Source organism: Nostoc sp. NMS2 (genome assembly GCF_017115105.1).
Lineage (GTDB): Bacteria > Cyanobacteriota > Cyanobacteriia > Cyanobacteriales > Nostocaceae > Nostoc.
The window spans coordinates 1-20,133 of record NZ_JABXKH010000115.1; the positions used below are offsets into that span (position 1 = coordinate 1).

16 protein-coding genes are annotated in these 20,133 nt (G+C 42.5%); 5 read left to right on the forward strand and 11 right to left on the reverse strand.

Annotated elements, in window-relative coordinates; translation table 11 throughout:
- Positions 1-54: 54 nt before the first annotated feature.
- Positions 55-1,014, reverse strand: a complete 960-nt coding sequence (locus HWQ36_RS20820; RefSeq protein WP_292705991.1) for a Sll0314/Alr1548 family TPR repeat-containing protein — start codon at positions 1,012-1,014, stop codon at positions 55-57.
- A gap of 573 nt (positions 1,015-1,587) precedes the next feature.
- Here HWQ36_RS20820 and HWQ36_RS20825 point away from each other — a divergent pair.
- The gene (locus HWQ36_RS20825; protein ID WP_292705994.1) at positions 1,588-2,262 is read left to right on the forward strand and encodes an ABC transporter ATP-binding protein; all 675 of its coding nucleotides are present in this window, start codon (positions 1,588-1,590) and stop codon (positions 2,260-2,262) included.
- 117 nt (positions 2,263-2,379) lie between these two features.
- The gene (gene rsmG, locus HWQ36_RS20830; protein ID WP_292705996.1) at positions 2,380-3,129 is read left to right on the forward strand and encodes a 16S rRNA (guanine(527)-N(7))-methyltransferase RsmG; all 750 of its coding nucleotides are present in this window, start codon (positions 2,380-2,382) and stop codon (positions 3,127-3,129) included.
- A 41-nt stretch (positions 3,130-3,170) separates the two neighbouring features.
- Here rsmG and HWQ36_RS20835 read toward each other — a convergent pair whose 3' ends face one another.
- The 6 genes from HWQ36_RS20835 to HWQ36_RS20860 all read right to left on the reverse strand — a co-directional run bounded on the left by HWQ36_RS20835 (position 3,171) and on the right by HWQ36_RS20860 (position 11,355).
- Positions 3,171-4,490, reverse strand: coding sequence for a response regulator (locus tag HWQ36_RS20835; protein ID WP_292705998.1), 1,320 nt, complete (start codon positions 4,488-4,490; stop codon positions 3,171-3,173).
- Between the two features lie 18 nt (positions 4,491-4,508).
- A complete protein-coding gene (locus HWQ36_RS20840) occupies positions 4,509-7,316 on the reverse strand; it encodes a hybrid sensor histidine kinase/response regulator (RefSeq protein ID WP_292706047.1) in 2,808 nt (935 codons plus the stop codon).
- Between the two features lie 249 nt (positions 7,317-7,565).
- Positions 7,566-8,345 (reverse strand): superoxide dismutase, encoded by a 780-nt coding sequence (locus HWQ36_RS20845; protein WP_292706000.1) that lies wholly within the window; start codon positions 8,343-8,345, stop codon positions 7,566-7,568.
- A gap of 435 nt (positions 8,346-8,780) precedes the next feature.
- Positions 8,781-9,950 (reverse strand): ABC transporter ATP-binding protein, encoded by a 1,170-nt coding sequence (locus HWQ36_RS20850; protein WP_292706002.1) that lies wholly within the window; start codon positions 9,948-9,950, stop codon positions 8,781-8,783.
- Positions 9,951-10,430: 480 nt separating this feature from the next.
- The gene (locus HWQ36_RS20855; RefSeq protein ID WP_292706004.1) at positions 10,431-10,601 is read right to left on the reverse strand and encodes a type II toxin-antitoxin system HicB family antitoxin; all 171 of its coding nucleotides are present in this window, start codon (positions 10,599-10,601) and stop codon (positions 10,431-10,433) included.
- 25 nt (positions 10,602-10,626) lie between these two features.
- Positions 10,627-11,355 (reverse strand): GUN4 domain-containing protein, encoded by a 729-nt coding sequence (locus HWQ36_RS20860; RefSeq protein WP_292706007.1) that lies wholly within the window; start codon positions 11,353-11,355, stop codon positions 10,627-10,629.
- A 275-nt stretch (positions 11,356-11,630) separates the two neighbouring features.
- On the opposite strand from HWQ36_RS20860, the gene HWQ36_RS20865 reads away from it, so the two are divergent.
- The 3 genes from HWQ36_RS20865 to HWQ36_RS20875 all read left to right on the forward strand — a co-directional run bounded on the left by HWQ36_RS20865 (position 11,631) and on the right by HWQ36_RS20875 (position 13,978).
- A complete protein-coding gene (locus tag HWQ36_RS20865; protein WP_292706010.1) occupies positions 11,631-13,052 on the forward strand; it encodes an NADP-dependent isocitrate dehydrogenase in 1,422 nt (473 codons plus the stop codon).
- Between the two features lie 207 nt (positions 13,053-13,259).
- On the forward strand, positions 13,260-13,508 hold the full coding sequence (locus tag HWQ36_RS20870; protein ID WP_292706013.1) for a hypothetical protein: 249 nt from the start codon (positions 13,260-13,262) through the stop codon (positions 13,506-13,508).
- A 2-nt stretch (positions 13,509-13,510) separates the two neighbouring features.
- Complete coding sequence (locus tag HWQ36_RS20875) at positions 13,511-13,978, forward strand: hypothetical protein (RefSeq protein WP_292706015.1); 468 nt, start codon at positions 13,511-13,513, stop codon at positions 13,976-13,978.
- Positions 13,979-14,106: 128 nt separating this feature from the next.
- On the opposite strand, the gene mtnA is transcribed toward HWQ36_RS20875, so the two are convergent.
- The 4 genes from mtnA to HWQ36_RS20895 all read right to left on the reverse strand — a co-directional run bounded on the left by mtnA (position 14,107) and on the right by HWQ36_RS20895 (position 19,903).
- Entirely contained in the window at positions 14,107-15,168 is a 1,062-nt protein-coding gene (mtnA, locus tag HWQ36_RS20880; RefSeq protein ID WP_292706018.1) for an S-methyl-5-thioribose-1-phosphate isomerase, read from the reverse strand.
- A gap of 120 nt (positions 15,169-15,288) precedes the next feature.
- Positions 15,289-16,665, reverse strand: coding sequence for a cytochrome P450 (locus HWQ36_RS20885; protein ID WP_292706021.1), 1,377 nt, complete (start codon positions 16,663-16,665; stop codon positions 15,289-15,291).
- A gap of 305 nt (positions 16,666-16,970) precedes the next feature.
- Complete coding sequence (dxs, locus tag HWQ36_RS20890) at positions 16,971-18,878, reverse strand: 1-deoxy-D-xylulose-5-phosphate synthase (protein ID WP_292706023.1); 1,908 nt, start codon at positions 18,876-18,878, stop codon at positions 16,971-16,973.
- A gap of 578 nt (positions 18,879-19,456) precedes the next feature.
- Positions 19,457-19,903, reverse strand: a complete 447-nt coding sequence (locus HWQ36_RS20895; RefSeq protein WP_292706025.1) for a hypothetical protein — start codon at positions 19,901-19,903, stop codon at positions 19,457-19,459.
- Positions 19,904-20,133 lie beyond the last annotated feature (230 nt).

Consider the following 20,133-nt stretch of genomic DNA (forward strand, 5'->3'; position numbering starts at 1 on the left):
CTTCGGCTACGCTCAGGACAGGCTCGGCACAAGTCGCTCAGTACAAGTGCCCAATTACCCAGGATTGTTAAGGCTAACAGCATTTTTGCGTTCACTCTCAATTTGTTTGACTAAATCGCTTGGGAGTTGGGATTTTTTAGTCAATGCTTTGTCAAAATTAGCGATCGCTTCCCCAATCATCTGCTGGCTTTTTTCTTTTTGCCCCAGTTCTTTCAGGATTTGGGCTTTGAGATAATAAATTTCTGGATTATCAGATGTAGTTTTGATCGCCCGATTGACATACTCTAGTGCCTGTGGATAACGTTTTAAATCCCGGTAAGCAAGAGCAATACCCCGATCCACGAGATACCCAGGAGCAGCATTTTTTTCTAAGCGTCCAATTGCCTGATCGGGACTGGCAAAAGGCAAATTAACCGCCAATAATAAATCCATATAACCCTTAATTAAATTTAGTTCTGGATCGTTGGCAGAAATTGCTTCAGCTTTATCTAAATATTCATAAACTTGCCGTAACCGACCAAAAGCCTGCGGCACACCGTTGACAGTACCCTCGCGGGTGAGAATTACTGCTCCTTCTAAAAAATGACCAACAGCAGTGTATAAATTACCACGCAATGGATCGTTGGAAATCAGTTTTTGTCCGGTTTCTAGAGTTTTCTGACTGTAGGTGGCGAGTTTAGCCCAATCCTTATTACCGTATGCCAAAGATGCCTTCATCGCATAAGCTAGAGGTTCATTTGGTTCTTTGGATATTGCTTGTTCCAGATAAAGCTCTGCTGCTGGATAGTTGCCCAGATGGAAAATCGCTTTAAAAGCTGCTTCTGTTTGGTCGCCAATTTGATGAGGTTCACGATTGCGAAAGGGATCGCCAGCCAATGAGGGATTTACCCACAGATTAAGTGCGATTGCCCAAGGGGCAACGCCAAAGGCGAACGCAACGCCAAAAGCAGTGTGAGCAAGGGTAGTGAATCTGGTAGGCACTACTAATCGAGGCGAAGAAAACCTTTTAGTCATTTTAACCCTCAGAATAATTGCGGTTGAAATAGTTGTATGTGTTACTTAGAATGCAAAAAATGATTAATTTAAACTTGCCTCTGCCTCAACCAAAATTTTCCTATATAAAAGTTGACTTTGGTAATTTTTCCATGTTTCCAGGCTCGTCATAGCCAAAGTTTTAAGGGTGAGTCTGCCACAATGGAGAAAAATTGGATGATTCTTGCTGCTAGATTAAGCTGTTAATCCAGGTAATACATTTTGAAGAAGAATTCAGAAGTCAGAATCAATACTTCGGCTACGCTCAGTAACCATCAGTCGAGGATTCAGACCGGCGCAGGTCTTGCTGACCACCAAATTTTCAATTTGGTGGGGGTGCAAAAACGCGGGTTATTCAGACGCGACGCTCGTAAGCGAAGCGTTAGCGACGCAGGAGCGTCTGACTCGCTAACGCTGCGCTATCCACCAGTCGTACAGAATTCTGACTCCTGAATTCTGACTCCTGAATTCTGTTCGATAAATTTCTCCCGAATTTTCCAGGTACTCTCAGTGTAGCTAATCAGTAATTTGCTGACTTTTTGGTAATCTTAACAAATGCTCTATCTCCGAAATGTAAATTATCACCCCACAGCGTGCCCAACAGCGATTCTTAAATCGATCAACTTGGAATTAGCACCACAGCAGCTAGGTCTGATTATTGGCCCCAGTGGTTCGGGAAAAAGTACCTTACTAGAAATTTTGTCAGGACTAGCCGAACCCACTACTGGCGCACTCTTCTGGCGGGAACAAGAACTTTTAGCCGAACAGCTACAACAATTAGCTGGGTTGGTATTTCAGTTTCCAGAACGACACTTTTGTGGTGGTTCGATTTTAGAAGAATTGCGTTTAGGACATCCTGAGTTAGGGTCAGAACGAGTTAGACAAGCCCTGACTGAGGTCGGATTAGAGCATTTATCGCTTTCCGCCGCTCCCCATGCTTTGAGTGGTGGTCAACAGAGGCGTTTAGCTTTGGCGGTGCAATTAATTCGCCAGCCAAATTTACTGTTATTGGATGAACCCACAGCTGGGTTAGATTGGTCAATGCGTCGGCAACTGGTAAATTTATTAGCGAAGCTGAAACAAGATTGGACGCTATTGGTAGTGACACACGATGCTGGGGATCTGTTAGCGATCGCAGATCGTTGCTGGACACTCAACCACGGCGAACTACAATCAGTAGACCCAAAGACATTAGAAGCCAAAGTCAAAGAACCTCTGCCATCGCTATGAAAGGGGAGTGGGGAGCAGGGGGACAAGGAGCAGGGAGCAGGGGGACAAGGAGCAGGGAGCAGGGGGACAAGGAGAATAACCGATACCCAATGACAAATGACAAATGACAAATGACAAATGACAAACCTATTGCCTGAGATGGCAGAAATCTGGCAGCAAACTCTGAATTGGCAGCCAACTGTCCAACAGCAAGCGCAATTCCAAAGGCTTTATGAGTTAATCCTAGAAGGTAATCGTCAACTCAATTTAACTCGCATTACTGATCCTCAAGAGTTTTGGGAAAAACATCTCTGGGATTCTCTACGAGGAATTGCGCCGTTGCTCCTCTGCTCCCCTGCCCCTCTGCTCCCTGCTCCTTGCCCCCCTGCTCTCATTGATATTGGTACAGGTGCAGGTTTTCCGGGTATTCCAGTGACAATTACACTACCTAATTGCACAATTACTCTTCTCGATTCAACTCGGAAAAAAATTACTTTTCTCGACAATATATTAACTGAACTTGCCCTTACTAATGCTAAAACTCTTGTTGGTAGGGCTGAAGAAATTGGTCAGCACCCCCAGCACCGACAAGCTTACGATATTGCTCTAATCCGTGCTGTTGGGGCAGCTTCTGTCTGTGCAGAATATACCCTACCACTGCTCAAACAGGGAGGTTTAGCCATTATTTATCGGGGTAATTGGACGGAGGATGAAACAACAGCTTTGCAAAATGCTGTTAACCAGTTGGGTGGCGTTATTGAATCAATCGAACAATTTACAACACCTTTGAGTCACAGCATCCGTCATTGCCTTTATTTACGTAAGGTAACAAACACACCAGCTAATTTTCCTCGCGCTGTTGGTATACCTACTCAAAAGTCGCTATAATTCGTAATTCGTAATTCGTAATTAAGAACAGAAATTAGCCGTTAAGCTAAAGGAATTTCAATGACAAATTCTGTGCCTTCACCCAAAATTGAGTTGCAGATCAACTTACCATTGTGCGTTTCTTCAACAATTTGACGAGCGATCGCTAATCCTAATCCTGTCCCTTTGCCGACCTCTTTAGTGGTAAACAAGTGGTCAAAGATATGTGCTTTAATATTCTCTGGCATTCCCGACCCGTTATCTTTGATCCGAATTGATACTGTATTTTGGTCACTCGATACTTCAGTGCGAATTATAATCTGCTGGGAATTAGCTTGTAATTCGGCAAATGTTCGTCCAATACTTTCTGTATCCAATACATCAATTGCATTGGCAAGGATATTCATAAATACTTGATTTAACTGTCCTAAAAAGCATTTAACAGGTGGTAATTGACCATAATCTGTAATCACCTCAATTGCCGGACGTTTCTGGGATGCTTTCAGGCGATACTTCAAAATTAATAGTGTACTTTCAATTCCTTCGTGCAGGTTATAAGCAACTTTTTCAGATGTATTGGCTCTGGAAAATGTGCAAAGACTAGTGCTAATATCCATAATGCGTTCTGTCGCTAAATTCATCGAAACTAGCAGTTTTGGTAAGTCTTCGCTGATAAATTCTAAGTCAATTTTCTCGGCAAGTTTGGTGACTCCAAGTGCAAGTTCTGGATGATATTGCTGCACACATTGCACATACTTAAATAAGTCTTGGATATACTCTTCGGTGTTACTCAAACTGCCTTTGAGAAATCCTAGTGGGTTGTTAATTTCGTGTGCTACACCTGCAACTAAGTTACCCAAAGTTGCCATTTTTTCACTTTGGACTAATTGCAATTGTGCGTTTTTAAAATTATCTAGCGCTTGCGAAAGCTCTGCGGTGCGTTCTTGTACCCGTTGCTCTAAAATATCCTTTTGTTGGGCTAATTCTAAATTTGCTTGTCGCAGTTTAAGATGAATCCCAATGCGTGCAAGTACTTCTTCTTGTTGAAATGGTTTTGTAATATAATCTACAGCCCCTAACGCTAAACCTTTGACTTTATCGGTTGTATCATTAAGAGCAGTCATGAAAATAATCGGAATCTCGCAGGTAGTCTGTTGAGATTTTAATTGACGGCAGGTTTCAAAGCCATCAATTACTGGCATCATTACATCTAGTAAAATTAAATCGGGAGGGTAGTTTTTTATCGTCTCGATGCCGTGCCAACCATCCATTTCTACTAAGACTTTATAACCGGCTCGGTCGAGTGCATCATATAGCACTTCGATATTAGTTGGATGATCGTCAATAATCAGAATTGTTTGACCTGTACCATCATTTGCCATAAGTCTTTAATCTTCTACCTAAATCTTTGTTGGTTCCTGGGATTGGTTTATCGACTCTTGGAGAAAATGACGAACTGTCTGAATATTGAAGCCTTTAACCAATTCTCTGAGTTCTCGAATAAAGGGTTGATATTGTTCATCTAATTGAGCTAATCGATCCAATTCTTCTCGGATACCTCTAAAGTACCCAGTTTCCACATATTCTAATAACCCTTTTAAATCAGAAATAGGTGGAATGATAATGGTTGTGGCGCTTGCTGCTGTATCGACTGTAAATTTTATATTAGTGTCTCTATATACCCATTCCAGTTGTAATTGTTTAGCTAATGCAGCATAAAGTTCATCTGCTTGCACGGGTTTTGCCAAGAAATCGTTACCACCAGCAGCTAAACTCTTTTGGCGGTCAATCTCAAACACGCTGGCAGAAGAGATAATTACAATGGCATCACGTAAAGTTTCAGACTGACGCAATTGTTTGAGCATTTCCCAGCCATCCATAACGGGCATGGCTAAATCACAAATGGTAAGATCGGGGCGATCGCTTGCAATTTTTTCTAAACCCTCTTGTCCATTGCTGGCTTCGATAACCTCAAAACCAAGAGGTTCCAAAAGATTGACAATTACTGACCGATTTTCCCAACGGTCATCGACAATCAGGATTCTTTTGCGATGCTCTTTCGGGAAGGTTGGGCCAACGCCAGCATATCCAACAATTCTGCCAGATGGTGTTATAGAATTTGCTTGTATCCAATCAGTTGCGATCGCACACTCAATATTAAAGAAAAACTTACTACCAACCCCTAATTGGCTTTCAACTTGTATTTGGCTACCCATCAACTCAACAAATCGCTGGCTGATAGCAAGTCCTAATCCCGTTCCCTCACTTTGGTGTTTGTTATCCCCGACTTGCTCAAAGGGGAGGAAAATTTTCTCTAATTGCTGCGAACTCATGCCGATACCTGTATCCTGAATCTGGAAGCGAAGATTAGTTATATCCCCTAACAGCACTTCCACTTTAAATGTGACACTGCCTTTGTCGGTAAACTTAATGGCATTTCCCAGCAAGTTAATCAGAACTTGTCGCAGACGCTTCTCATCAGCAATAATGCCCGTTGCTAGATTTTCTGACGGCTGATAAATAAACTCAATACCCTTTTGTTCGGCTTTAATGCGGCAGATTTCCACAACACTTTGTAGAAGCGCCGGTAGATAGAATGGGATGGGCTGTAGTTCTAGTTTGCGGGCTTCGATTTTAGATAAGTCGAGAATATCGTTAATTAAAGTCAGTAAATGGGAACCACATTGATAAATAATATCGATGCCACGTTGTTGTTTTTCGTCAGATGCAGTACGAGCAAGAATTTGGGCATAGCCTAAAATTCCGTTGAGCGGTGTTCGTAGTTCGTGGCTCATGTTTGCGAGAAAATCACTCTTGGCATGATTGGCAGCATCGGCGGTAAGTTTCGCTTCCTTTAACTCGTGGGTGCGTTCTTCTACCCGACTTTCTAATTCTTCGTTGGTTTTAGCTAATTGTTGATTGGTTTGCTCAATAGTGGTGAAAGAGTCCCGTAACTGCTGCGCCATGCGGTTGAAGGACTGCGCCAATTTACCCAATTCATGCACTGATGGTACTTCTACCTGTTGGTTTAACTCACCTGCGGCAATTGCTTCTGATGCTTGACTCAAGCGTAAAATCGGACGAGCAATCCAGCGAGAGGTATAGAAGCCTAAAATGGTTGCTAATATTAATGCACCCAAACACAACAAAATTGTCGTGTGCGTATTGGTGTTAATTTTTGCCATAAAGTCCGATTCTGGAACCGCCACAACCACCAGCCAATCTAAACCCCATTCATCCCGCCAAGGTGCTACTTGGACAAACTGACGCTGACCGTTGAGTTGAAATTCCAGCGACTGATTGTCTTTGATGGTTGACAAATTCTGAAAACGCTCAGTTAAATATTTTGCAGTAGCTTGAATCAGTGAATCTTTACTGTCAGAGCCTTGAAGCCGTTTAGCTTTGCCATTAACAAGTGTAAAAGGTTGTTCTTTGTTGGAACTTGCAATTAACAATCCATTGCGTTCCAAAATAAAAGTTTTCCCAGATGGACTAACTTTTAGCTGCTGGAGAAAATCACTAATCTGCGTCAGTCGCTGATCAACTCCAATAACACCAATCAAATTCTTGTTTTTGTCATAGACTGGGCGATTAGCAGACACGGATAGTGTGTAAGGCGGCGATTGCCATTGATAAAGCGTCCACATCGATTTGCCTGTTTTTGCTGGTTCTTCACACCAAGCTTCTTGCATCGCAATGTAAGGGCCATTATCGATCGCCAGTTTAGCCCGATTCCCTAGTTTATCTGTGTTGTAGATATACCAATGTTGGTTGCCATTGCGCTTGCGAGAAACTTCATCGACTGTAACGCGACCATCTTCAAAGAAGCGTCCAGAACCTGCAAAATCTCCCGTCTGCAAGCAAAAACCAATATAGCCAATATTATGCAGTTGAAGTTGCTTCCAGAAAAACTGCCCAAGTTGCTGTGGATTGTCCGGGTCAAGTAACCCCATATCCATCGCACCGCCGTTAATTTCAGCTAGTTGACGACCTGTATTAAGATAACTATCTAGATGCTGATCGATGCGATCGCTAACTTCACGTTGCAATCGACTGGCTAAATCATTCACTGCTTGCTGTCCGTTGCGGAGAGATAGATAGCCTGTCAGTCCTACTGCGGCGAAGATTTGCAAAACGAAGGGAAGCACAAGCACTAAGCGTAGTGGTAGATTTTTTTTGGTATAAGAATTTTTATTATTTGATAGCATCACCTCGATTGGTTCTCCTTACATCCTGATGATTATCATTGGCTATGTATAGGATTCCCAAATAAACCTTGGTGATTAATCTTTTAATTCAATATTATTTCTATTGTTTGGGAGTAACAATATGTTAAGTTTCCGAGATGATCTCTAGCTGCTTTTGGGCAACAAGACTCACATCAAAAAAAATGGCAGGAGAAACAACATTCTGCTGCCAGTTTATAAGTGTTTATAACTCTAAATTATTGTCTCGTCTCAAGCAAATTTACTTGCTGCTGCAAATCGCTTGTTAATCTCATCCCAATTAACCACGTTCCACCAAGCATCTAAATAATCGGCGCGGCGATTCTGGTAATTGAGATAATATGCATGTTCCCATACGTCATTACCTAAAATGGGATATTTACCTACACTTAAGGGACTATCTTGGTTAGCTGTAGTTGTCACTTCCAACTTGCCACCTTTATTACGCACTAGCCAAACCCAACCACTACCAAAACGACTAGCACCAGCTTCATTAAATTGTTTTTTGAAAGCTGCAAAAGAGCCAAAACTTTGATTAATTGCGGAGGCTATATTTCCGGTTGGTTCTCCCCCGCCTTTTGGCTTCATAATTTCCCAGAACATTGAGTGGTTGACATGGCCACCGCCATTATTACGTACTGTTTTGCGAATATCTTGTGGTACACTGTCAAGTTTTCGCAACAGTTCTTCAATAGTTTTGCCTTTGAGTTCTGGGTGTTTATCTAACGCTGTATTCAGGTTTTTTACATAAGTTGCGTGGTGTTTATCGTGGTGAAATTGCATCGTTTTAGCATCGATGTGTGGTTCAAGTGCTTCGTAGGCGTAAGCTAAAGGCGGTAGTTGTATAGCACCTGTTTTATCTGATATTTTATTTGGTGTTGTATTTGGTGTTGTTTCAGGAATTGCAGTATTTCCATTAGGAGATTTCTCTGCCAATGCACAAGCATCTAATACAAAAGCACCCGCGCCTGCTGTGAGTAAAAACAAGAAATTGCGTCGATTAATAGTCATATAAGTTTTTGCAGCCAATCCATTAAGTCTCTATAGCAGTTTTTATTTTCTTAGATTTTGGCTACAAAAAATTGGGAATTGCGATTATTTCTGGCAGTTTAAGAAACTATTTATAAGTTTAAGAGGAATTCAGAATCAGTAAGTCTGACAATTCATGGTCATGTGGAAAAGCCCACGAAAACCTAACCCCCTAGCCCCCTTCCCGATGCGGGAAGGGGGGAAAATTCAAAGTCTCTCTCCTAAAAGGAGAGAGATTTAGAGAGAGGTTTTCCAGATACCGTGAAAAGTCAGATCAGTAAGTGGGGGATTCAAACCTGCACTTCTCTACGAGACGCTCTTGCTAGCTTGCTTCCACGAAGTGGTACGACAAAGCTCAGTGACCACGACTCATTGAAGACAATTAACTAATTTAATTGAGTTATTTTAAAATAACAGTCACTCTTGAGGTGAGATTTTGTCCCCAGTTTTGGAATCAAATACAAACAAGTGATTTAAATCAAGTTGTAGAGAAAGGCGATTGCCTGGACGCAGCCGCACATCCCCACCCACCTGAATATTCAATACCACCACCGAACCAGGTAAGCCAGCACGAATCAAAGTTTCCCTTCCCAAAGGTTCCACCAGTTTCACTTCTACAATCAGCTGACTCTCATTTCCTTCTTGGCGCTCTTGGCGACTTGGTGAATCAGCGCTGTAGGCGGGTTTCCCGCCGTAGGCGACTGTGAACCCGGAGGGCGGTTCGTGAATAAAAATATGCTCTGGACGAATCCCCAAATCATAACTGTGTCCCTGACGCAACTGTAATTTTTCCTTCACAACTGCTGGAATCGTTAATAACTGTCCACTCACATCAAAACCGTTATTTTCATAGATTGCAGGCAAGATATTCATTGGCGGACTGCCTAAAAAACTTGCCACCATTTGATTAGCAGGACTTGCGTAAATAGTTTGAGGATCGCCAATTTGTTGAATTCGCCCGCGATTTAGGACGACAATTTTATCAGCTAAAGTCATGGCTTCAACTTGATCGTGGGTGACGTAAATTGTGGTAATGCCTAATTCTTGATGTAACTGTTTCAATTCTGCCCTGGTATCATCGCGCAATTGGGCATCTAAATTAGATAAAGGTTCATCAAGTAAAAACACTTGGGGTTCACGAGCGATCGCTCTCCCTAATGCTACCCGTTGTTGCTGTCCCCCAGAAAGTTGTTTAGGTTTACGATCCAGCAGATGATCCAGAGAAAGCGATCGCGCCACATTCAGCACCCGTTCTTGAATGATTTTTCGGTCAACCTTCCGCATCTGCAAGCCAAAGCCGATGTTTTCTGCCACGCTCATGTGAGGATAGAGGGCGTAGTTTTGGAATACCATCGCCACATCCCGTTGTCTGGCTGGGATGTTATTCACCAAGCGATCGCCAATAAAGAGCTTACCAGATGTGGCAGTTTCTAAACCCGCGATCGTTCGCAAAATTGTAGACTTCCCACAACCCGACGGCCCCACTAAAACCCAAAACTCGCCATCAGGAATTTCAAAGGTAATGTCCTCAATAGCGGTGACGTTATTGAATCTACGCTTAATATCTTCTAGACGAACGTTTGCCATTATCTAAAATTTGATATTTTCAGTTTGGGATCTGCGGCACTTACAACTCAGCACTAGGAGGTTTTATCCGCCCCCTCCAAGGGGAGCATCCCAAATGTGCAAGTTTATTTTTATACGGGATTTTGGCTTAGGCCAATAATGAAATAACGAACCGCCAAGTACGCCAAGTACGCCAAGGAAAGAGGTTTGTACAGGGTTTTTGTACCAATCCTGTGTCTTTTAGCAAAATTGGGATGCTCCCCCCTCCAAGGAACTGTAAGGCTGCTTTGCAAATGCAGAAACTTGATTGTCCTGCACAACTCTAATCAGAAATCTTAGAGCCTCATTGACCGCATCGGCATTGGGAAAACCTCTGCAACATCAGGTTCTAAACGAATTGTTGTCTTACCAAAGCTCTTTCGTTCAGGGCCGAATTTTCTGATTCTTAGACTCTTTAAGTCATACTCCGATCGCAGACTACAGCATGAGATTTTTGATTTCTCAGACATCCTCTAAACAAAGTTCAATTACTTGTTTCATATTAGCCATCAACTCATCAATTGTTTCTCCCTGACTGTAACAGGCTTGTAGCAGAGGGACTTCTCCGACATAGTAGCCATCTTCATCCCGTTCAATAATGATGTAGAATTCTCTGTTGGTGGGATTTATCATAGTCTATTTGTCCGTTGGCTCAAAATCATTTTTCTGGATTCTTTGTCCAAGCTGGGTGAGAAAGTAAAGAAGCAAAGACTCGTACCCCCCGCAGTTGATTAGAGAGGGGTAAATGACCTCTAGGCGCATTTAAATCCCAGGTAAAGCTGTTAGGGTATCGCGTCCAATTATTACCTTCTTTCCAGCCAATTTTCGGCCAGAAATTCTCCCAATTTTTACCCAAACTCAACCAGATTTCTCGCTGCACTGAAAAGCCAAATTTACCTTCGGAGTGGACTAACCAGAGGTTGTTAATGGTTTGCAAGTCAACAGCCGAGGTATTTTCTACCTCAGTAAAGTACAACCATTTTCGTTGTACAGCCGTTGGCCCCGATAGTTCACACATTTTTTCGATGGTAACGCGATCGGCTGCTTGGAAGTCTTGAGCAGCAAGTAGCTGTTGCAAAGAATTGTAGTTAATCTCGCACTCTGATTTTAGAGGTACAATTCCTTCAGGAAAACAGGAGCGCAAAAATTCTTTGACTTGAGGTGCATCAGAGCTATAAAGGACTTGGTAAGCTTTGCCATCAATCCAAGTCGCTGGGTTCTCACGTCGTTTCAGTAAAAATTCCATCAACACGTCTAATCCCTCATTACCCAACTCAGCTAACTGTGGGATTATCTGTTGTTGGACTTTTTCAGACCCAGCGATTAACGGTCGTCGGAGGGAGTCGATGTCATTTGCAGGGCCTGATAAAATCATTGGGTCTGTCATGCCATTCTCGTTTTAGCGGTCAGTGAAAGAGTGGTAAGCTATCGGACTTCACCTTGGAGAAGCATTGATAGCGAAAAGTAGTTTACTATTTTTGATCGTACAAAATTGCGATCGCTTCACTGAAATCCCACACTTAATCCCCAAATAATGTACAAGGGGAATAGGGGGAAAATCTTTGCCTTATGGCTTGGTGAACAAAAGACATAGCAAAATATACAAGCCTGCCACATAAGGATTTTTTGACTAGCAGCGTATCGATTAGGAGTGTGTGAACAATGTACGACAAGATTACCCCCCCCGCAGCCGGAGCAAAGATCGCCTTCAAAAATGGTGAACCAATCGTACCGGACAATCCAATTATCCCCTTTATTCGTGGCGACGGCACAGGTATAGACATCTGGCCTGCTACCCAAAAAGTTCTCGATGCTGCTGTAGCCAAAGCATATAAGGGTCAACGTCAAATTAGCTGGTTCAAGGTTTACGCTGGTGACGAGGCTTGCGATTTATACGGTACTTACCAGTATTTACCTCAAGACACTCTTACGGCAATTGAAGAATACGGTGTCGCTATTAAAGGGCCTTTGACTACTCCCGTTGGTGGAGGAATCCGTTCTTTAAATGTGGCACTACGACAAATTTTTGACTTGTATGCCTGCGTGCGTCCTTGCCGTTACTATGCAGGTACGCCCTCACCCCACAAAAATCCCGAAAAGCTTGATGTAATTGTTTATCGAGAGAATACGGAAGATATTTATTTAGGTATTGAGTGGCGACAAGGTAGCGAAATTGGCGATCGCTTAATTAAAATTCTCAATGAAGAACTAATCCCCGCCACCCCAGAACATGGGAAAAAACGCATTCCTCTTGATTCTGGTATTGGCATCAAACCCATCAGCAAAACTGGTTCCCAGCGCCTAGTCAGACGTGCTATCAAACACGCCTTGCTATTGCCCAAAAATAAGCAACAGGTGACTTTGGTGCATAAGGGTAACATTATGAAGTACACCGAAGGGGCTTTCCGCGACTGGGGTTATGAACTAGCAACCAGTGAATTTCGTCAAGAAACTGTCACTGAACGGGAATCTTGGATTTTGAGTAACAAGGAAAAAAATCCGAATATTTCCTTGGAAGAAAACGCCCGCCAGATCGATCCTGGATTTGATAGTCTCACTGAAGAGAAGAAAGCGGAAATTGTCAAGGAAGTTGAAACTGTTCTTAACACAATTTGGGCAACCCACGGCGAGGGTAAATGGAAAGATAAAATTTTGGTGAATGACCGGATTGCTGACAGTATTTTTCAACAAATCCAAACCAGACCAGATGAGTATTCGATTTTGGCGACGATGAACTTAAACGGCGATTATTTGTCTGATGCCGCCGCCGCCATTGTTGGGGGATTAGGAATGGGGCCAGGGGCAAATATTGGCGATGCTAGTGCCATATTTGAGGCTACCCACGGTACTGCACCCAAACACGCCGGCTTAGATCGGATTAATCCTGGTTCACTGATTTTGTCTGGTGTGATGATGTTGGAATTTCTGGGTTGGCAAGAAGCCGCAGACCTAGTTAAGAAAGGTTTAAGCGATGCGATCGCAAATAGTCAAGTCACCTACGATTTAGCTAGGTTGCTAGAACCGCCTGTTGAACCCTTAAAATGTTCTGAATTTGCCGAGGCAATTATTCAGCATTTTGGTTAAGTCTACTAGGGTTAATTAGTCAAAGAAAAAGACCTCTCCCTGGTTTTACTACGCAAAACCTGTCCCTCTCCGAGTCGGAGAGGGAAAGACTTGAAGTTTAGAGATATAAAGTATATTCGAGCTTGGAACGTGAAAATTTTTTAAGAAGTAGTTAGACACGCGTTGGTTTTGGGCTTGCTAGATATAGCAGTTAGTCGTGGTGTAATCGTGAGTGATCAAGAAAAATCCCCAGAACAAGACAATCTCTCCGACAAGAAAATGATTGGCCAGGGTCTTCTGTTTATATTCGTGCTGGTTCCGGCTATATTTGTTGTTTTTGGTTTTTTACTCAATGAGTTTGTGGCTAAAACGCCTCTGGTAAGGTCGTTTGATGATGCTGCTGAAAAATCACAGCGATTAGCCTGCGAAACTAAAGCTTCTTCTGAAAACAAATCATCAGAGGATTGTTACAAGTAGCGATGAAAAACGATGCGCCTTTCTTGACACCCAACCCTCAAGATTTCAAGCTCCGTATTGTTTGGAGTGTTGATGCATATAGCAAAATGGTGGCCGAATTTTCAAGCTGTAAGTGGCTTCCTCGAATTGGTGAAACTTTGGTTTTACCAATAGATGAGACACGTAAGCCTAGCTCTTGGCGCAAATTTAAGGTGTTTGATGTTGTCTATGATTTTCAAAATCAGTCCACTAAGGTTTTGTGTAGCCCTATAAAAACCTCGACTCCACTCAATGCAAAAACACTAATCCAGAATCTTGAAGACAAGAAAGATAAATGGGATGTCTGGGAAAATGCGATCGCAGTAAGTGAGACAACAGCGAAATCTGAGGCTTTAGAGCGTCAGGCTCGCCTAGCACAGGAACTTTCTCACATGGATGAGGAAGATGTAGATGAGGAACTAGAAAGGCTTAGAAGAAAAGTTCTGGATTAGTTTAAGACAGGGAGAAGTTCACTTCTAGTAGTTCGTCAAGCTAGTTTTGATTCAAGGTTTGTAGTAAGCAATTTAGTGCTTAAAAGATAAGGACTAAAGTCCTTACTACGAACTTATTTACACTTCAATTACACTAATTGCTTTAACTGTGATTTCGCTAATTTATTAGGTGCGATCGCTCCATTCTCTGTAATGATGGCTGTAATCAACTCAGCCGGAGTCACATCAAAAGCTGGGTTGTAAAAATCTACACCTTCAGGTGTGAGAATAGTATCCCCCACTTGATATATTTCTGTTGGATCGCGTTCCTCAATGGGAATTTTGCTGCCATCGGCTAATTCAAAATCAACGGTGGAAAGAGGTGCAGCCACAAAGAAGGGGATATTATGGGCAATAGCAGCGATCGCAACACTATAAGTACCAATTTTATTGGCAGTGTCACCGTTAGCAGCAATTCGATCAGCACCCACAACTACAGCATGAATCAAACCCTGTTTCATGCAATGGGCTGCCATATTATCAGTAATTAATGTCACTGGAATACCTTCTTGCACACATTCCCAAGCGGTGAGTTTTGCACCTTGTAAGCGGGGACGGGTTTCATCGGCAAATAAACGTTCTAAACGTCCTTCCCGCCAAGCGGAACGCACAACACCTAAAGCAGTGCCATAACCAGCCGTAGCTAGCGCCCCAGCGTTGCAATGAGTAAGTAGCGTCAGCTTTTCTGGGGTAGTGGGCAAAACTGCCAAACCATTGTCGCCGATCGCTTGACAGGTTTGCAAATCTTCAACGTTGATTGCTTGGGCTGTTTGGAAAAGGGTTTGCTTAATATCTTCTACAGTTCCTAGCGTTTTGTTGGCAACTTTCGTCATCCGACTAATTGCCCAAAATAAATTTACCGCCGTCGGACGAGTAGAACGCAACAACTGGGCGACTTGATCTAAGTTTTGCAAAAATTCGGTGCGATCGCTAGTTTCAATTTCTCTTGCACCAAGATACATTCCATAAGCCGCAGCCACACCAATTGCCGGCGCACCTCGCACAATCATAGTCTTAATCGCCCGCGCCATATCTTCGCTGCGGTGAATCTCCACAAAGGTATATTCGTTGGGTAAGCGCGTTTGGTCAATTAATGACACCGATTCGTTGTGCCAAATAACGGGATAAACCTGGTTTGTGGAAAGTGTCATAGAAAAAGGTAGTTAGTAGAGGGGCAATATTTTTTACTTTAATGCACCCTGATGATTTCATTTTAAAAACCAAAATTCAATTAACTATTTCTACCTTTTTCGCTACTGCTAATAAGAAGTTTATACTTGTTGATGTTTCCCATCTTTAGAAGCATCTGACGCAATCTGCTTGAGTTGTACCTTCAGCCCGTTTTCTGGGCGTAAGGTAATTGAAGGCTGTGGCACGATTGGGTATCCTGGCACTAAATCTATTTGGAAGCTTTGAGCGATAGTTGCCAATAACAAAGCTGCTTCCATCTGAGCAAAACCTTTACCAATACAAATCCTTGGCCCATCGCCAAAGGGAAAATATACTCCTTTAGGTAGTTGCTTTTCAAACTCCTGTGTCCACCTTTCTGGTTGAAAAGCTTCAGGATTCTCAAAATACTTTGGATGACGGTGCATTACCCATTGGCTCATCATGATTGCCATGCCTTGGGGAATTTCGTAATCACCAATTTGGGTATCTACTGCTGCTTCCCGCCCCATGAGAGGGACTGGCGGATATAATCGCATTGATTCTTTGATAATTTGCTGTGTATAAACTAACCGTCCAAGGTCTTCAAGTGTTGGTAACTTTCCTTGCAGAACTTGATTTAGCTCTAATTCTAATTTTTCACGCACTTTGGGATTTTGTGCCAAGAGCAACCACGTCCAAGATAAAGTATTTGCAGTAGTTTCATGCCCTGCCAACATTAGGGTGGCGACTTCATCCCGAAGCAGTTTATCATCCATCTGCTCAAGAGTTTGTTCGTCTTTTGCTTCCATTAGCATTGTCAACAAATCATTGGTTTTTTCCCCACTGTTACGACGCTCTTGAATCAGTTTATAAATAGCTTCATCCATTTGGGCAATAGCATCACGATAACGAATGTTTTCAGGTCTTGGAAACCACTCCAACACCAAAAAATTCTGCCGCCGCTTACTTTCAAACCACTGCATTGCCACATCTAACGCATTGGCAACAACTTTTGTTTCCCCTGCATCTATGTCAGCGCTAAATATGCACTTCATAACTATTTGCAGCGTCAGGTGCATCATATCTTCATGAACATCATGAGCTTCACCATCGTGCCAAGTTTGAAGCATTTTGTTGGTATAATCTACCATTATTTGGCTATATGCATTAATCCGTTTTTGGTGAAATACTGGTTGGGCAAGACGACGTTGCCAAAACCAGGATTCTCCTTCTGCGCTTAATAACCCTTCTCCTAATAAGGTTTTTAAAGCGCGTAAACCTCGGCTTTTAATAAAATCGTTGCGATTTTTGAGAACTTCTTCTATGTATTCAGGATTAGTCACTAGACAACTAGGTGTTAACCCTAACTGTAAGGGAACAATATCACCATAGTCACGACAACGGGTAAGAAATCCTAATGGGTCTTGTCCAAGTTCAAATAGATGACCAACTATTGAGTTAGCGGACGGTGCTGGTAACTCGAATACATCAGTAGCCATAGCAAAAAACCTCTAGAATAGTGTATATTCAATAACATTAATTCAACGTTAATATTGAATTCTTCCTCCAATAGAGGGATCAGGCAAACTGCTATAGCAATCTTAAATGAGTTGTGAAAAATATAGATCAGAAAACGAACCGCCAAGAACGCCAAGGACGCAAAGGAAGAAAGAAGAAAGAGATATGTAATTTTCACAAATGATTTAGGACTGCTATATAAACTTCAGAGGGTTTCTAGTATCTTTATGAAAATAACCCCAAATCCTGGGGTTATTTTTATAAAACTATTCTGACTTAAAATTAACTAGACAACAGCAGATACTTGCTGCTTAAAGAAAGCTTGCAAAACTCTTTCTGCTATTTGATGACTAGTTAAACCTAGTTCTGTCTTAGATTCATTGGGTTCAGCATGATCTACTAATACATCTGGTACACCGAATCGCTTGACAGGAACGAGAATATCTGCATCCATTAAGGCTTCAGCGATCGCACTACCAAAACCACCCATGACACAACCTTCCTCTAAGGTGATGACGCGGCCGATTTTCTTAGCCAAAGGCAAAATCAACTCGGTATCCAAAGGCTTAACAAAACGCGCATTAATTACAGTTGCTTCAATGCCATGTTCGCTGAGAATTTCCGCAGCTTGCATCCCTGGATAGACCATTGTGCCATAAGCGACGATTAACACGTCATCGCCGGTGCGGAGAATTTCGCCTTTACCGATTTCCAAAGGTTCCCAACCTTCCTCCATTAGGGGAACGCCATAGCCATTGCCACGAGGGTAGCGCATAGCGATGGGGCCACTGGTATGGTTAACGCCAGTTACTACCATGCGTTGCAATTCTGCTTCGTCTTTCGGTGCCATTATTGCGATGTTAGGAATGCAACGCAGATAAGCGATGTCATACATACCCTGGTGGGTGGGGCCATCAGATCCGACAATTCCTGCCCTATCTAAGCAGAAAAACACTGGCAGGTTTTGGATGCAGACATCGTGAATTATCTGGTCATAAGCGCGTTGCAGGAAGGTAGAATAAATTGCGGCTACAGGGCGCATCCCTTGAGTCGCAAGCCCTGCTGCGAGGGTGATTGCGTGTTGTTCAGCAATGCCGACATCAACATATTGATTGGGCAGTTTGGCTTGAAGTTTATCTAAACCTGTCCCCGTTGCCATAGCCGCAGTGATCCCAACGATTTTGGGGTTTTGTTCGGCAAGTTTCACTAGAGTGTGGGAAAAGACTTTGGCATAAGCCGGGGGTTTGGGTTTACTAGAAGGAATAGCTTTGCCAGTTGCAACATTAAAGGGACTTTGGGCGTGGTAGCCAACTTGATCTAGTTCAGCAATTTCATAGCCTTTGCCCTTAATTGTGGCTACATGTACTAAAACTGGGCCTTGTATCTGATGTGCCTGTTGGAAGGTGGCAATCAATTCTTCAAGATTATGCCCATCTACTGGCCCGATGTAGGTAAAACCGAGTTCTTCAAAAACTGCCCCTACCTTGGGAACAGCCAAACGTTTCATACCTTCTTTGATGCGTCCGAGTTCGGGAGACAAAGATTCACCCACGAAGGGAATTTGCTTAAATTGTTCTTCAAGATTGTCTTTAATAAATTGCACCGGCTGGCTGAGGCGCATTTTGTTGAGATAGCGGGGAATCGCGCCGACGTTGCGAGATATAGACATGTCGTTGTCGTTGAGAACAACCAACAGGTTAGTTTTGGGCATGTGTCCCGCATGGTTGATGGCTTCTAATGCCATACCCCCAGTCAGCGCCCCATCCCCAATCACAGCGACGGCTTTAAATTTTTCGCCTTTCAAGTCTCGCGCTAAAGCCATGCCCAATGCTGCTGAAATACTTGTAGAAGCATGTCCAGCCCCAAAGTGATCGAACTTGTTTTCACAGAGTTTGAGATAACCTGCAACTCCGTCCTTTTGTCTGAGGGTGTGGAAGCGATCGTAGCGTCCTGTAAGAAGTTTGTGGGGATAAGCTTGGTGTCCTACATCCCAAATTACTTTATCCCGATCTAAGTCGAGTGTCTGGTAAAGTCCTAGTGTTAATTCTACAACACCCAACCCTGGCCCCAAGTGTCCACCATTAACTGCTACGGTTTGGAGATGCTTATCTCGAATCTGACGGGCAATCTGTTGCAGTTGGCGAACAGATAAACCGTGCAACTGATTAGGATGGGTGATTTCGCTCAGGTGCATATTATAGTGTTTTCCTCTCTAATTTCACGTTTTCAGTATTTTGATTTTCCCACGGTCGGGTTGTCCACATAATCACACTCTTACATTGTTACTAAGTTGTTGTGGAAAGTATAACTTCGTAATTAATAATGGTGGAAAATTTGCTAACTATTAACAAATTGTCAAAATCAGGTTGCAATTGCATAAAGTCACAGCACATTTGTCAATAAGTAATGGCACTTAAATAGATTTTATGGTTTGTATAGAAAGTAAAGATTTCAGAATCATTTTGCGTAAATTTCTTAACTCGATCGCTCACTTTTGCCTTTTTAAGCGATTAAAAAAGAAAGTTAAATATCTTTTTTTTTAGCTATACTATCAGCCTAATTGCTAGCAAACATTTAACATCTCCGAAAAAGAATGTAGAGACGTAGCACTGCTACGTCTCTACAAGGGTTCTAGGTAACGCATATTTAATTTCTGGAGATGTCTACTAGATGCAATAAATATGTATGCAAAAAAACTCAAATAAGATCCCCGACTTCTCAAAGGAGTCGGGGATCTAAACCTTTCGATTTGAACGAAATCAAATAGGATTGCTATTTACCAAAAGCATCCTTGATGTTATCAACAGTGCGTTCAACAGCATTCTTTGTGTTGTCTACTGCTTTTTTAGTCCGAGCAGCATCTTCATCTGCTCTTTTTTGAATTGTAGCTGCATCTCTCTTTGCTTTGCGCTCGGCAAAACTACCACTGTCTGTTGATTGGTCAACTTTACTGGCATTGCTCTTGGCAGCTTGCTTAACTTTATCTGCCGTATCTTGAATGAAATTCTTGGCTCGTCCAGCATCTTTACTGGCTTTTTCTTGAACTTGATCGCCCGCGTCTTTTGATGCAATCAAGGTTCCAGCAGGATCAGCCATTGCTGAGGTGTTCGAGAAAAATGCACCTTGCCAAACGAAAGCGATCGCTAACATACAAAACAGTGCTGTAGCCATCCAGCGTTTTACGGTGGAAAGCTGTTTTGTAAAATAATTCGATTTCATACAATACAATCTCATGTGATTTAGTATACTAAATCTACTTTATTTAGCTTATTCGCCATATCGATCCCTAGATAGAAGTTCTTACATCATTAGTTATGAAAAGAATTCACTATTTTGATAGATTGAATTTTGAACAAAGATTTTTTTGCTGGTAATCAAAGACAGATTTTAGAGATGGGCGATGGCGCTTGGGGAAAAGTTGGCGATCGCTGTTCTGTTAATTAACTTGC

Excerpts from the sequence above, each read along its gene's own strand:
- HWQ36_RS20885 (WP_292706021.1), bottom strand. The coding sequence starts at position 16,665 with ATGGCTACTGATGTATTCGAGTTACCAGCACCGTCCGCTAACTCAATA.
- HWQ36_RS20875 (WP_292706015.1), top strand. The coding sequence starts at position 13,511 with ATGAAAAACGATGCGCCTTTCTTGACACCCAACCCTCAAGATTTCAAG.
- HWQ36_RS20845 (WP_292706000.1), bottom strand. The coding sequence starts at position 8,345 with ATGACTATTAATCGACGCAATTTCTTGTTTTTACTCACAGCAGGCGCG.
- HWQ36_RS20840 (WP_292706047.1), bottom strand. The coding sequence starts at position 7,316 with ATGCTATCAAATAATAAAAATTCTTATACCAAAAAAAATCTACCACTA.
- HWQ36_RS20850 (WP_292706002.1), bottom strand. The coding sequence starts at position 9,950 with ATGGCAAACGTTCGTCTAGAAGATATTAAGCGTAGATTCAATAACGTC.
- HWQ36_RS20835 (WP_292705998.1), bottom strand. The coding sequence starts at position 4,490 with ATGGCAAATGATGGTACAGGTCAAACAATTCTGATTATTGACGATCAT.
- mtnA (WP_292706018.1), bottom strand. The coding sequence starts at position 15,168 with ATGACACTTTCCACAAACCAGGTTTATCCCGTTATTTGGCACAACGAA.
- HWQ36_RS20820 (WP_292705991.1), bottom strand. The coding sequence starts at position 1,014 with ATGACTAAAAGGTTTTCTTCGCCTCGATTAGTAGTGCCTACCAGATTC.
- HWQ36_RS20825 (WP_292705994.1), top strand. The coding sequence starts at position 1,588 with ATGCTCTATCTCCGAAATGTAAATTATCACCCCACAGCGTGCCCAACA.
- HWQ36_RS20895 (WP_292706025.1), bottom strand. The coding sequence starts at position 19,903 with ATGAAATCGAATTATTTTACAAAACAGCTTTCCACCGTAAAACGCTGG.
- HWQ36_RS20865 (WP_292706010.1), top strand. The coding sequence starts at position 11,631 with ATGTACGACAAGATTACCCCCCCCGCAGCCGGAGCAAAGATCGCCTTC.
- HWQ36_RS20855 (WP_292706004.1), bottom strand. The coding sequence starts at position 10,601 with ATGATAAATCCCACCAACAGAGAATTCTACATCATTATTGAACGGGAT.
- HWQ36_RS20860 (WP_292706007.1), bottom strand. The coding sequence starts at position 11,355 with ATGACAGACCCAATGATTTTATCAGGCCCTGCAAATGACATCGACTCC.
- dxs (WP_292706023.1), bottom strand. The coding sequence starts at position 18,878 with ATGCACCTGAGCGAAATCACCCATCCTAATCAGTTGCACGGTTTATCT.
- rsmG (WP_292705996.1), top strand. The coding sequence starts at position 2,380 with ATGACAAACCTATTGCCTGAGATGGCAGAAATCTGGCAGCAAACTCTG.